Source organism: Mycobacterium sp. (assembly GCF_019243155.1).
In the GTDB taxonomy this organism is placed as follows: Bacteria; Actinomycetota; Actinomycetes; order Mycobacteriales; family Mycobacteriaceae; genus Mycobacterium.
Window position 1 is genome coordinate 1 of sequence record NZ_JAFAUS010000532.1, and the last position, 13205, is coordinate 13205.

The 13205-nt window shown below is 66.1% G+C and carries 14 protein-coding genes and 1 pseudogene; 5 read left to right on the forward strand and 10 right to left on the reverse strand.

What is annotated here, in order from left to right:
- The coding region (phoU, locus tag JOZ00_RS27000; RefSeq protein ID WP_293350767.1) for a phosphate signaling complex protein PhoU at positions 1-633 on the forward strand (633 nt) is incomplete at its 5' end.
- A 21-nt stretch (positions 634-654) separates the two neighbouring features.
- Here the strand turns inward: phoU and JOZ00_RS27005 are convergent.
- Positions 655-1032: a nuclear transport factor 2 family protein gene (locus JOZ00_RS27005; RefSeq protein ID WP_293350770.1), complete on the reverse strand. Its 378-nt coding sequence runs from the start codon at positions 1030-1032 to the stop codon at positions 655-657.
- Positions 1033-1139: 107 nt separating this feature from the next.
- Between JOZ00_RS27005 and JOZ00_RS27010 the strand changes: the two genes are divergently transcribed.
- Positions 1140-1883, forward strand: coding sequence for an SDR family oxidoreductase (locus tag JOZ00_RS27010; protein ID WP_293350773.1), 744 nt, complete (start codon positions 1140-1142; stop codon positions 1881-1883).
- A gap of 49 nt (positions 1884-1932) precedes the next feature.
- Entirely contained in the window at positions 1933-2790 is an 858-nt protein-coding gene (locus tag JOZ00_RS27015; protein ID WP_293350776.1) for an ABC transporter substrate-binding protein, read from the forward strand.
- Positions 2791-2834: 44 nt separating this feature from the next.
- On the opposite strand, the gene JOZ00_RS27020 is transcribed toward JOZ00_RS27015, so the two are convergent.
- The 5 genes from JOZ00_RS27020 to JOZ00_RS27040 all read right to left on the reverse strand — a co-directional run bounded on the left by JOZ00_RS27020 (position 2835) and on the right by JOZ00_RS27040 (position 8372).
- Positions 2835-4118 (reverse strand): fatty acid desaturase, encoded by a 1284-nt coding sequence (locus JOZ00_RS27020; protein ID WP_293350778.1) that lies wholly within the window; start codon positions 4116-4118, stop codon positions 2835-2837.
- Between the two features lie 82 nt (positions 4119-4200).
- Positions 4201-5352: a ferredoxin reductase gene (locus JOZ00_RS27025; RefSeq protein WP_293350802.1), complete on the reverse strand. Its 1152-nt coding sequence runs from the start codon at positions 5350-5352 to the stop codon at positions 4201-4203.
- 139 nt (positions 5353-5491) lie between these two features.
- Positions 5492-5989, reverse strand: a complete 498-nt coding sequence (locus JOZ00_RS27030) for a hypothetical protein (protein WP_293350780.1) — start codon at positions 5987-5989, stop codon at positions 5492-5494.
- 52 nt (positions 5990-6041) lie between these two features.
- Positions 6042-6908, reverse strand: coding sequence for a polyphosphate kinase 2 (gene ppk2 / locus JOZ00_RS27035; RefSeq protein ID WP_293350782.1), 867 nt, complete (start codon positions 6906-6908; stop codon positions 6042-6044).
- A gap of 45 nt (positions 6909-6953) precedes the next feature.
- Complete coding sequence (locus JOZ00_RS27040; protein ID WP_293350784.1) at positions 6954-8372, reverse strand: wax ester/triacylglycerol synthase family O-acyltransferase; 1419 nt, start codon at positions 8370-8372, stop codon at positions 6954-6956.
- 185 nt (positions 8373-8557) lie between these two features.
- On the opposite strand from JOZ00_RS27040, the gene JOZ00_RS27745 reads away from it, so the two are divergent.
- Positions 8558-9106 (forward strand): Rv3235 family protein, encoded by a 549-nt coding sequence (locus JOZ00_RS27745; protein ID WP_366022426.1) that lies wholly within the window; start codon positions 8558-8560, stop codon positions 9104-9106.
- Between the two features lie 28 nt (positions 9107-9134).
- Here the strand turns inward: JOZ00_RS27745 and JOZ00_RS27050 are convergent, their stop codons facing one another.
- Both JOZ00_RS27050 and JOZ00_RS27055 read right to left on the reverse strand, forming a co-directional pair.
- Positions 9135-10292 carry a cation:proton antiporter gene (locus JOZ00_RS27050; protein ID WP_293350790.1) on the reverse strand — a complete coding sequence of 386 codons (1158 nt, stop codon included), beginning with the start codon at positions 10290-10292 and terminating at the stop codon, positions 9135-9137.
- Between the two features lie 4 nt (positions 10293-10296).
- Positions 10297-10779, reverse strand: coding sequence for a cation:proton antiporter regulatory subunit (locus JOZ00_RS27055; protein ID WP_293350793.1), 483 nt, complete (start codon positions 10777-10779; stop codon positions 10297-10299).
- Between the two features lie 41 nt (positions 10780-10820).
- On the opposite strand from JOZ00_RS27055, the gene JOZ00_RS27060 reads away from it, so the two are divergent.
- A complete protein-coding gene (locus JOZ00_RS27060) occupies positions 10821-11285 on the forward strand; it encodes an SRPBCC family protein (RefSeq protein WP_293350796.1) in 465 nt (154 codons plus the stop codon).
- Here JOZ00_RS27060 and mddA read toward each other — a convergent pair.
- Positions 11282-12040: a methanethiol S-methyltransferase gene (gene mddA, locus JOZ00_RS27065; RefSeq protein ID WP_293350799.1), complete on the reverse strand. Its 759-nt coding sequence runs from the start codon at positions 12038-12040 to the stop codon at positions 11282-11284. The genes JOZ00_RS27060 and mddA overlap by 4 nt on opposite strands.
- 109 nt (positions 12041-12149) lie before the next feature.
- Positions 12150-13205: pseudogene (locus tag JOZ00_RS27070) on the reverse strand (preprotein translocase subunit SecA); the annotation flags it as partial.

Below are 13205 nucleotides of genomic sequence, written 5' to 3' on the forward strand. Positions count from 1 at the left end.
CATGACCAACTCGACGCGCTGGCCGAGATGCTCAGCAAAATGTGTGGCCTCGCCGGCTTGGCTATGGATCGCGCGACGCAGGCGCTCCTGCAAGCGGACCTGGCCATGGCCGAACGGGTGATCACCGATCACGATGATCTTGCCCAGATGCAAGCCGACGCGGAGGAAGCCGCGTTCGTGTTGCTCGCGCTGCAATCGCCGGTCGCGGGCGACTTGCGACTCGTCGTCGGTTCGATGAGGAACGCGGCCGACGCCGAACGGATGGGCGGACTCGCGCTGCATGTCGCGAAGATCGCTCGCCGTCGCCATCCCAATCACGCCCTGCCCGACGAGGTCAACGGGTACTTCGCCGAAATGGGGCGCATTGCCGTGGATCTCGGCAACACCGCCAGAGACGTTCTGCTGTCGCGTGACCCGAAGCAGGCCGCAGAAATAGGCCTTGAAGACGTCGCGATGGACCGGCTCCACAGAGAACTGTTCAGCGTCCTGATGGATGAGGAGTGGCCGCACGGCGTCGCAGCGGCCGTCGATGTCACCCTGCTCGGGCGGTTCTATGAACGCTTCGCCGACCACGCCGTCGAAATCGGGCGGCGTGTCGTGTTCGAGGCGACGGGCCGCGCCGGCGTGTCATGACGCACGTTGGGCGGCAACCGCTTAACTTCGCTCGACAAACTGCGCCCGAGATGGACCGGGCTCGAACGGATCCGCGAAGTACTGCGTCTCGTGGACCACTTCCCCATCCTCGAATTCCATGATGCTGACGACGTAAAACGGTTGCTCGTCGTAGGTCAGCACGAGCTCGCTGACCCACAGGCCGCCGCCGCCGAGCATGCGCCGCAGCGTGAAACGCTTCTCGTTCGGCTGAGCGGTGCGTGACGCCTGGATGTTGGCCCGGCCCTTGATCCGTTCGCCCGATTGTGGATATTCGAGAACCGCGTCAGCCCGGTAGATCTGGTGTTCCGTCGCGAAGTCGTTGGCGTCGGAGGCCTCCCAGTGACGTTGCAGCGCGGCCCGCACGTCGTCATCGCTCATGGTCGTCTCTCCTCGCTCGAAGGCACGTCGCCTGCGTAGACAGACCCTTTACCGGGATGTGCCACAAGGGTATCGTTCCGGCTTGCCGGCGGTCGGAGGTAACCCTGATGAACCATGTCGCTGTCATTACTGGGGCCAGCCGGGGAATCGGTGCCGCGAGCGCACTGGCTCTCGCGGAGCGAGGGTTTCGGGTTGTCGTCAACTACCGATCCAGCGCCGAGGAAGCCGACGAAGTTGTCCGGGGCGTCACCGCCGCCGGCGGTGCGGCCGTGGCGATTCGGGCCGATGTCACCGTCGCCGACGATGTCTCCGCGATGATCGACGAGGCCAACGAAAAGTGGGGCCGGGTCGACGTACTGGTGCACAACGCGTTGATCCCCTACGACGTCACCTCGTTCGCCGACCTGAGCTGGGAGCAGCTCGGCGGCAAACTCGACCAAGAGCTGCACGCCGCCTATATGCTGACCAAATCTGTTGTCCCGGATATGGTTTCCCGTGGCTACGGACGGCTGGTCTACCTCACCACGGTGCTGTCCCGCCGGCCTCGTGACGGCATGATCACGGTAGGCACCGCCAAGGCGGCGCTCGACCAGTTCGTCCGGTACGTCGCACTCGAGCTGGCGCCGCATGGGGTGACGGCCAATCTCGTGTCGCCCGCCACGGTGGGCGACACAACGGCGAACGCTTTGCTGAGCGCGACGGAGTTGCAGCGGCTTGGCGCGACCAACCCGATGGGACGCCTGGTGAGTCCCGAGGAGGTGGCCAAGACCGTCGCCTTCTTGGCGAGCGACGACTCCGGCTTCATCACCGGTCATTGCATGGAGGTCAACGGCGGCCTCGCCATGGATTGAATTGGTTTGTGGCGCTGACCAAGTCGGCAGATCGGAAAGGGGTCTGGCCATGGAGACGATCGATCTGTTCTACGTCGGGCGTGGTATCCATGAGGAGCTGGTTGCCCACATCGCCGACCAGGAGGGCTATTTCGAGGACGAGAACGTCCACGTCGCACTCCGCGACGGGGTCGGCTGGCCGGCGGAACGGCTACGCCGCGGCTCGGTGATCGGCCTGGGCAAGACGTTGGTGTCGAGGCTGACCGACGGGATCGGCTGGAAGGCGTTGTCCGTCAGCACCGATCACCCGCTGTTCTGGTTTCTCGGCAACGCCGACGTGAAATCGATGGAGGATCTTCGCGGGCGCCGGCTGGCCGTCCATGGCCCGTCGGACCCGCCCGGCACGTTCGCCCGGATCGTACTGCGCAAACACGGCCTCGACCCCGACCGCGACGTGAGATGCGTGGTGCGGCATCCGGGCGACTACCAAATGGATCTGCGACGCCTGCGGGACGGCTCGATCGACGCCGCTTACGTGGGGAGCACGCTGTCCCCCGAACAGGTTGCCAAGGAAGAGGGATTTCACGTGCTGGCCTGGGTGGGAGATCACTTCCAGATCCCTACCGTGGGCGTCGTCATCGATCCCACCCATATCCCGCTGGACAGCCCCGCCGTTGCGGCAGTGGTGCGGGCCAACCGGCGGGCGCTGCAATTCCTCCACGAACAACCCGGCCGGGCCGTCGACTACGTCCACCGGTTTCTCGACCGACAGACCTGGCAGGAAGCGCAATACCACTACGACCGCTACGTCGGCCCATATTTTCTTCCCGACCGCCGGGTCGACCCGAACCTCGGGCAGCAAGCGATCGATGCCGTCGCGGCCGAACTCGGTGTCGCCCCGACGGCCGCCGCAGAGTTCTATCCGTAGTACCCGGCGCTAGCGCGAGTTACCTTGCCCGCGAATTACCTTGCCTAGGCCGCAATCCCGTCATCGGCGCTGCCCGCCGCCGCGGCCCGCTTAGCACGCCGCCAACCTCGCACCGCGGTGATAGCGGACTTGAGGCCGCGCCGCCGGCCGGTGGCCGGATCGGTACCAGCGAAGCCGGGCTCGAGCTCGGCGAACATCCGCTCGCTTCGCGTCTCCGGCGCGTTGTCGGCGTCGTCGCGCAGGTACTTGTTCGGCAACGAGAGCTTGGCCAGCGTGCGCCAGGTCTTGCCGTACTGCACCAGGAATGAGCCTGTGGTGTAAGGCAAGTCGTACTTGTCGCAGATCTCGCGCACCCGCACCGAGATCTCGTGCAGCCGATTGCTCGGCAGGTCCGGGTACAGGTGGTGTTCGATCTGGTGGCACAGGTTGCCGCTCATGAACCGCATCAGCCAGCCGCCTTCGAAGTTGGCGCTGCCCAGCATCTGACGCAGGTACCACTGGCCCTTGGTCTCGCCGATCATGTCGGTCTTGGTGAATTTCTCTGCGCCGTCGGGGAAATGGCCGCAGAAGATGACAGCATTGGCCCACACGTTGCGGATCACATTGGCGGTCGCGTTGGCCGTCAGTGTCGAGCGGTAGGTCGCGCCCGGCGACAGCGACGTCAGCGCCGGGAACGCTAAGTAGTCCTTCAGCACCTGGCGGCCGGCCTTGACGAAGAACTCCTCGGAGCGCTGCCGGGCGTCGTCCTGGTCCATCCGCTTCTTGAGGATCTTGCCGATCTCCACGTGCTGCAAGCCGACGCCCCACTCGAATCCGATGGCGAGCAAGGTGTTGTACAGCAGGTTGAAGAGGTTGAAGCGCTTCCAGCGCTGGTCGCGGGTAACGCGCAATAGGCCGTAGCCGACGTCGTCGTCCATCCCGAGGATGTTGGTGTACTTGTGGTGCACGAAGTTGTGCGTGTAGCGCCAGTGCTTGGACGACCCGCTCATGTCCCACTCCCACGTCGAGGAGTGGATCTCGGGGTCGTTCATCCAGTCCCACTGGCCGTGCATAACGTTGTGGCCGATCTCCATGTTCTCGATGATCTTGGCCACGCCCAGGGTCACGGTTCCCGCCCACCACGCAGAGCGCCGGGAACTCGCGGCCAGCGTCAGTCGGCCGGCCACTTCCAGCGCACGTTGCGCCGCGATGGTGCGACGGATGTAGCGCGCGTCCCGCGCGCCGCGAGAGTCTTCAATGTCCTGGCGAATGGCGTCGAGCTCAACCGCCAGGCTTTCGATGTCGGCGTCCGTCAGATGGGCGAATACGTCGACGTCGGTGATTGCCACGTCGTCATCTCCCTACGGTCGTTGGGGTACATTCCCTACGCTATCGTAACCTACGAGTCCGTAGGTTACCTGTGAGTAGCCTTTATATGTCGAGTACGCAATCGCCCGATGCGGCCGACACACAGGTCTGCACCCGGGTGCCGGGATCGTGCTCGACTCCGGTGCGCAGATCGCGAACGTGGCCTTCCACGAGGCTCACCACGCACGACTGGCAGATCCCCATCCGGCAGCCGAAGGGCATCTGCACGCCGACGCCCTCGCCGGCGTCCATCAACGACGTCGCGGCGTCCGCGGTCACCGTCCGCCCGCTACGGGCGAAGGTCACGGCTCCACCGGCACCGGCGGGCGCGGCCTTGGTTACCGCGAACCGCTCCAGGTGCAACCGGTCGTTGATACCAGCCGCCGACCATACCTGCTCGGCCTGAATCAGCATGCCTTCCGGACCGCAGGCCCAGGTCTGGCGTTCGCGCCAGTCCGGCACCTGCTGATCGAGCGTGGAAAGGTCCAGCCGGCCCTGCGTGCGCGTCTCGCGCAGCTGCAGGCGATACCCGGGCTGGGCGTCGGCCAGTGCCGCCAGCTCGGCCCGGAACATCACGTCTGATTCGGTGGGCGCCGAGTGCAGGTGTGTCACATCACCAATCTGATTGCGGCGCACCAAGGTTCGTAGCATCGACATAACCGGCGTGATCCCGGAACCGGCGGTGAGGAACAGCACCGACGACGGGGCCGGGTCGGGCAGGACGAAGTTGCCCTGCGGCGCGGCCAGCCGCACGATGGTCCCTCGCTCGACACCAGCGACCAGGTGGCTCGACAGGAACCCCTCGGGCATGGCCTTGACGGTGATGGTCACGGTGCGATCCATGCCGGATCGGGACTTGGCGCTGGGGCTCGAGGTCAGCGAGTAGGACCGCCACTTCCAGCGCCCGTCCATCAGCAGCCCGATCCCGATGTACTGGCCCGGCTGGTAGTCGAAATTGAAGCCCCAGCCGGGTTTGATCACCAGGGTCGCGGAGTCTTCCGTCTCGCGGCGCACCTGCAGGATTCGGCCCCGCAATTCGCGCGCCGACCACAACGGATTGGCCAGGTGCAGATAGTCGTCGGGCAGCAGCGGCGTAGTCATGCGTGCCGCGATTTTGCGTAGCGCGTGCCAGCCGGGGTGCCGTTCGGCGCCGGCGACGACGGGTCGCGTGGTCTCGACGACGTTGCCCGTGATCGAGGGGTTTCGTCTGCCCAGCGGAAGCTCCTGCTCACTATGCGGCGACTGGCTTGCGCTCATCATTGTGGTCGATTGGGTGGGCTTCACGAAACCTACGCTACCGTAACCTACGGTGTCGTAGCTAGGACCGCGGTGCCGGATGCATCACATTCGGACGTCAGAGCAGGTCGAGCAGGAACGGCAGCTCCTGGTTCGCGTACCAGGCCAGGTCATGGTCTTGCGCATCGCCGACGATCAGTTCGGCATCCTCGTCGCCCAGGTCGGCCGCGTCGATGACTTCGATGGCCTTCGTCACGGCCGATTCGGCTTCCGCGTTGTCGACATAGGCGGCAATGACGTCGTCGATCGGAACGGGCGCACCGAGCCTGACGACGGCGTCGTCGAGATCGGGCCGGTACTTGACGTCCTCGATCTCCGCGGCCAGCACCGCGCGCCGCGGCGGCAAGTCGCCGCCCTCATCGGCCAGCAGACGCAGCGACGCCAACGCCGCCTCCTGCAACGCCACCTCCGCGAGCTCGTCGTCGTCGCCCTCGGAGTAGGCCTCGCGCAACGTGGGGGTCACCGCGAATGCGGTGCCGTTCACGGGCCGCAGCGAACCGTCGGCGATGAACTGGCGCAGCATCGCCAGGGTGGCAGGGATGAATACCAGCGCCATGCCTATACCTGCCGACCCGCTGCGACCGGCTCCGCCGCTCTTGCGATCGCCATCAGTCGTCGATCAGGGTCGCGGCGTGGTCGTCGACATACGTCGACAGCTCGCGTGGCGGGCGTTCGTAGTTCCCGGTCACCACGGGGTGCCTCGGCAACTTGACCTTGGGCGTCGGCACTTCGGTGTAGTCGATCGTCGACAACAGGTGGGCCATCATGTTCAGTCGCGCGTGCTTTTTGATGTCGGATTCCACGACGTACCAAGGACTTAGCGAGGTGTCGGTGTGCACCATCATTTCGTCTTTAGCCCGCGAGTAATCCTCCCACCGGTAAACCGATTCCAGGTCCATCGGGGACAGCTTCCATTGGCGGACAGGATCACTCAGGCGTGACTTGAACCGGCGCAGCTGTTCGGCCTCGGAAACCGAGAACCAGTATTTGCGTAGCAGGATCCCGTCGTCGATCAGCATCTGCTCGAAGAGCGGAGTCTGCCGCAGAAAGAGCACATACTCTTGCGGCGTACAGAATCCCATGACCTTTTCGACACCGGCACGGTTGTACCACGAGCGATCGAACAACACGATCTCCCCTTTGGCCGGCAGGTGCGCGATATAGCGCTGGTAGTACCACTGACCGCGTTCCCGGTCGCTGGGCGCGGGTAGTGCGGCGATGTGGGCGACCCGCGGACTGAGGTATTCCGTGATCCGTTTGATGGCACCGCCCTTGCCCGCGGCGTCGCGGCCCTCGAAAAGGATGACGATACGCGCGCCGGTCTGCCGGACCCATTCCTGCAACTTGACCAATTCCGTTTGCAGGCGGAACAATTCGGCCTCGTACACGGCGTCGGAAATCCTGCGCTCGGCTGGCGCATTCAATTTCTTTTTCTTGCCGCTCGTCGACGAGCCGTTGTTAGTCGCGGTACTCACAACAACGAATAATATAACGACGCAGCGATTTTCACCCGCTGCAAACTACCGGGACCCCTCGAGCAATTCCTCCAGCGATTGGCTCAACAAACCCGGCAGCAGTTCGACGTCGCTCATCGCCTCGCGGTCGGCGTTGATTCCGAAATACAGCATGCCGTTGTAGGACGTTACGCTGATGGCGAGGGCCTGATGGTCCAGCAGCGGCGGCACACCATAGGTGTCGAGCAGTTTGGTACCGGCGACGTACATCTGCGATTGAGCACCGGGCGCGTTGGTGATCAGCAGGTTGAAGGTGCGCTTGGAAAAACTCGGGAAACTGGTGGCGACCCGAATTCCCATGGCGTGCAAGGTGGGTGGCGCGAAACCCGACAGCGTGACGATGGTCCTCGCGTCCACCAGGCGGGCCGCCGTCGGATTCGATTCCGTCGCGTGCGCGATCTGCGACAGCCGCACTACGGCATTCGGCTCCCCGACCGGCAGATCGACCAGAAACGGCATCACCTGACTGATCGCCTGGCCCGGGCCGGTCGCGTCGAGCTGGCCGTCCGCGTAGACCGACAGAGGTGCCATCGCCCGCACCGTCGCGGTCGGCGACACCGCCACCCCACGCGACATCAGCCAGCTCCCGAGGGCGCCGGCGATCACCGCGAGCACCACGTCATTGACGTCGCAGTCGTAGCGCGCACGCACGGTGCGGTAGTCCTCGAGGCTGCCGCGGGCCACCGTGAACCGCCGATGACGCGACACGCGGGCGTTCAGCGGGCTGCTGGGCGCGGTGCCGCGGGCCAGGTTGCGCGCGAAGTCCAGTGCCCGGCGGCCGGCGTCGAGGAGTTCGCCATTGTTGGTCACCAGCCCGCCGATCGCCGAGGAGACGGCCTGCAGTTGGGTGCCGGGCCCGACGAACCATTCGCTGATCGCCCCGAAGATCAGCCGGGTGTTGCCGGGATCGCGCTCCGGTACCCAGATGTCCTCGGGAAACGGCGGCGGCCGTTTGGTCCGGTCGGCGATCACGTGATTGATCTCCAGCGCCGACATGCCGTTGATGAGCGCCTGATGTGACTTGGTGTAGATCGCGAGCCGGTTTTTGGCCAGGCCTTCGACCAGGTACATCTCCCACAGCGGCCGCGACTTGTCCAGCGGCCGGGCGGCCAGCCTGGCGATCAGCTCGTGCAGCTGCTCGTCGCTTCCGGGCGAGGGCAGCGCCGAGCGTCGCACGTGATAGGTGATGTCGAAGTCCTCGTCGTCCACCCACACCGGCCGGGCGGTTCCGACGGGCACCTGCCGGACTTTCTGCCGGTAGCGCGGTATCTGCGGCAACCGTTGTTCGACCGTGGCCAGCAGCGTCTCGTAGCTCAGCCCGGCGCGGGGACGGCGCAGGATCGACAGCGATCCGACGTACATCGGGGTGGCGGTGTTCTCGAGCCGAAAGAACGACGCGTCCGGCGGGGACAACCGGGTCACCATGCGGCGCTGTCCTCCTTATCGACTCATCGCTCCCTCGCGGGGAGCGATGTATCGACCACGGTAATCGTCTTACGGGCGCGCGGTTTTGTGCGGGTACGCGCGACATCGACTTGTGCCATGATGACGACTTACTGACGCTGTCTGCCACTCTCCAGCAGGCTCTGAGGAGAGTTGGAGTGTGCGCGTTGAACACTAGTCCTGTTGGGAGCCCGACCGACGTTTTCGCCGTCACACCCCTGGTCGACTACGAGCCGCCGACTCAGGACGTCGCGCGCGAAGTCGCGGCGTGCCGGCAAACACGTCACACTCCATTGCGCCGCCGCGGCACCCGCGCGGCGCCCCGTCCCTGCGCCGGCCAACCGAGCAGGCAGCCGTCCGAGCCTGCCCCGGTCATGTCCGCGCAGCTGCGCCAGGCGGCTGCCTTCGCCGACGCCGCACTGCGCCGTGTGCTCGAGGTCATCGACCGCCGCAGGCCCGCCGCACAGCTGCGGGGGTTGCTGGCGCCCAGCCTGGTTGATTCCGTGGTCGCGGTCGGCCGGTCGACGGCGGGGCACGCGCCGGACGGCGCCGCGGTGCTGCGCCGGATGCGGCTGCAGCCGGCGGGACACCGCGAGCCGGACAGCGCCGCCGAGGTATTCGGCTCCTACAGCCGCGGCCACCGGGTGCACGCCATCGCCTGCCGCGTCGAGCGGGCCGGACCACGGTGGACGGTGGTGGCCCTGCACATTGGTTGACGGGCCCGCAGGCTCAATTGGCTTGAGATCAATTGGCCTGCGCGGTGCCGCCCTGCCGCGCGCCCCCCACGTACCGCGCCAACACCGGACCGACGATCGCCATGATGAACACATACGACGTCGCCAACGCCGCGACCGCGGGGATCGACTTGCCGGCCAACCCGATGATGATCAGCGAGAACTCGCCCCTGGGGATCAGCGCGGTGCCCGCGCGCAGTTGGCCGCGCCGTGCCACGCCGTCGCGGCGGGCGGCGAACGCGCCGGTGGCCACCTTCGTCGCCGCGGTGACCGCGGCCAGGATCAGCGCCGCCGGCAACATCGGGACGAGCTCTTGCGGGTCGACCGAGAAGCCGATCGCCAGGAAGAAGATCGCGGCGAACAGATCACGCAGCGGCCCCAGCACCTTGCGCGCCCGCTCCGCCGTCTCGCCCGTCAGCGTGAGGCCCACCAGAAAGGCGCCCACGGCGGCCGACGCGTGCAGGGATTCGGCCATCGCCGCCACCATCAAGGTGACGCCCAGCACCCTGAGCAGCAATTGCTCGGAGTCGGGGTGCTCCACCAGCCGGCCGACGTGATGGCCCCAGCGATAGCTCGCGGCAAACGCCGCCAGCAGCGCGCCCACCGCGGCGGCCATCCCGCCGACGGCCTGCAGCCAACCACCGCCGGAAGCCAGAACGGCGAACAGCGGGAGGTAAGCCGCCATCGCGAAGTCCTCGAGGACCAGCACCGACAGCACCGCGGGCGTCTCCCGGTTGCCGAGCCGGTGCAGGTCCTCCAGCAGGCGTGCGATGACACCCGAGGAAGAGATGTAGGTGACACCGGCCAGGCACAGGATGGCCACGCCGTCCAGACCCAGGAGCCAGCCCGCGATCGCGCCCGGGCCCGCGTTGAGCACGATGTCGACCCCCGCGGACGGCAGGTGGTGGCGCAGGCTGCTCGCGAACTCGGCCGCGGAGAACTCCAGGCCCAGGGTGAGCAGGAGCAACACGACGCCGATGGGAGCGCTCGTCGTGATGAACTGACCGCCCGCGGCCAACGGAAGGATTCCGCCCTTGCCCAGCGCCAGACCGGCCAGCAGATACACCGGTATGGGCGACATCCCCAGTCGGCGTGCAATGGCGCCCAGTACGGCCAGCGTCGTCAGGAGGGCGCCGAGTTGCAGCAGCAGCGTCCCCGAAACCTGCACTGCCTCAGCCCTTGTCGATGATTTGCTCGACTCCCGCGATGCCGTCTTCGGTGCCGATCACGATCAAAACGTCCTGCGCATGCAGCATTTCGGTGGGACCGGGCGACGCGAGCACTTCGTCGTTGCGCACGATCGCGACAATCGATGCCCCGGTGCGGGTGCGGGCGCGGGTGTCTCCCAGTGGGTGGTCCGCGAAGGGGCTGCCGGCCGGGATGTGCACCTGGCCGGTCTCGAGCCCGGGAATCTCGCGGGCGAGCTCGGTGAACCGCTCGGCGATCCGCGGCGCCCCCAGGATCTGGGCCACGGCCTCGGCCTCTTCGTCGCTGAGGTGCAGCAGCGGGCGGGCCTCGTCGGGATCCTCGCGTGCATAGACGACGACGTCGAAATCGCCACTTCGCCGCGCGACGATGCCGATGCGATCGCCGTTGTGATCGGTGAACTCGTAGCGGAGACCGACCCCCGGCAGCAACACCTCCTTGACGTCCATAACGCCAATCTTTACAGGTCGGCCAGGGCTACTGTTAGCGGATGGACGGAAACACGGTCAGTGTCGAGCGTGTCATCAAGGCGTCGCCGGACGCGATCTTCACGCTGCTGGCCGACGCCGGCCAACATGCCACCTTCGACGGCTCGGGGTCGGTGAACCACGCGACGCAGAGGTCGGTTCCGCTGACGCTGGGTTCGACATTCGGGATGGCGATGCGCGGGCGCAAGGAGACACTGTTCCTGCCCTACCGCACCACCAGCACCGTCATCGAGTACGAGCCGGACCGTCGCATCGCCTGGCAGACCTACGGGCTGGGCGGTCTGGTCGGTGGACGCATCTGGCGTTATGAACTGACGCCCGCCGGCGGCGGAACGCTGGTGCGCGAAACCTGGGACGTGTCACAGGAAAAGCAGAAGCGAATGGTCACCGGCGGCTCGATGCCGCGACAAACCGAACAGGGCATGACTGCCACCCTGGAGCGGATTGCCGCGCTGCTCGAAAGTTAGTGCTGGCCAGCGGTTTTGGCCGGCGGCCGCGGGCGTTTGAGCGGTAGCAGCATCGGCACCGTGCGACGGTATTCGCGATACTGATCGCCAAGGGCCGCAACCAGGTCGCGCTCCTCCAGCTGCGTGGCGACCAGGATGTAACCCGTCATGGCGATCGAGAAGAGCAGATGCCCGGCCGTCATGGTGGGAATCGCCCAGAAAGCGATGACGAAACCGAGCATGAGCGGGTGGCGCACCAGTCGGTACAGCATCCGAATGTGAAAAGGAATGTGTGTGTACGGCTTTCCGCGCCAAGCCAGATAGACCTGCCGAAGGCCGAACAGGTCGACGTGGCTGATCATGAAGGTCGCGGCGAGCGCGATCGCCCAGCCCAGCCAGAACAACGTCCACAGCGTCAGGCGCCCCACCGGCTGCCACACGTCCCAGATGACGGCCGGCAGCGTTCGCCATTGCCAGTAGAGCAACACCAGCACGGCGCTCGACAGCAGCACGTAGGTGCTGCGCTCTATCGACGGCGGCACGAATCGTGTCCACCACTCCTTGAACGCCGGCCGCGCCATGACGCTGTGCTGGACCCCGAACGCGCCGAGCAGCAGCAGATCGACCAGCACCGCTTGTCTGACGGGCGCCGAGAGCCCGCGATCGACGGTCCGCGGCACCCAGAAGTTGCCTACGAAACCGACCAGGTAAAGGAACGCCGCAAGAAACAGCAGGTAAGCGGCCGTGCCATAGCCGACCGTCAGGAATCGCTTCATTCGCTGATTGTGCGCCTGATCGCCCCGAAAAGCGCCGTGCGAGTGTGAAGCTACCCGCACACTGGGCGCCGAACGTGAAGCTAGCCGCACACTCGGCGCCAAACGGCGACTAGCGCCGCTTCACCGATTTGGGTTGCTTGGTGCCGCGGCCCTGCTGGCGGGCGGCGGCGCGTCGCTCGCGGCGGCTGGCACCGGCCGGCACGCCGGCAGGCGTCCGCTCGTCGCCACCACCGTTGCGTTGCAGCTGCGCCGAGCCGTCCTCGGACGGGCCCGAGTAGGTCAGCGCGGGTGCCTCGTTGTCAATACCCTTGGCGCGCAATGTACTTGGCGGAGTCTCTTCGCGCACCGCGGTGGGCGTCGCGGTCTGCTGCCCACCGGCGGCGGCCGCCTCTGCGAATTCAGCCAGCCCTTCCGGCGCCTCGACCGGGGCGACCTGCGGGGTGGGCACCGCCTCGACGGTGACGTTGAACAGGAAGCCGACCGACTCCTCTTTCATGCCGTCGAGCATGGCCATGAACATGTCGTAGCCCTCGCGCTGGTACTCGACCAGTGGGTCACGCTGGGCCATCGCGCGCAGGCCGATGCCCTCCTTGAGGTAGTCCATCTCGTAGAGGTGCTCGCGCCATTTGCGGTCGATGACGTTGAGCAGCACGTTACGTTCCAGCTGGCGCATCGCACCCTCGCCCGCGATTTCCTCGAGCTCGGCTTCCCTTGCGGCATAAGCGCGTTCGGCGTCTTTGAGTAGCTCGTCGAGCAGCTCTTCGCGGGTGAGGTCGTCGTGCTCGGAGTCCTCGTCCCGGCGCATCACCGACTGCGGCGTGATCCCGACCGGGTACAGCGTCTTGAGCGCGGTCCACAACGCTTCGAGATCCCAATCCTCCGCATAGCCTTCGACCGTCGCGCCGTTCACGTAGGCGGTCACCACGTCGCGGACCATGTCCAGCGCCTGCTCCTTGAGGTTCTCGCCTTCCAGGATGCGGCGACGCTCGGCGTAGATCACCTTGCGCTGCTGGTTCATCACCTCGTCGTACTTGAGGACGTTCTTTCTGACCTCGAAGTTCTGCTGCTCGACCTGGGTCTGGGCGCTCTTGATCGCCCGGGTCACCATCTTGGCCTCGATGGGCACGTCGTCGGGCAGGTTCAGCCGGTTCAGCATCGACTCCAG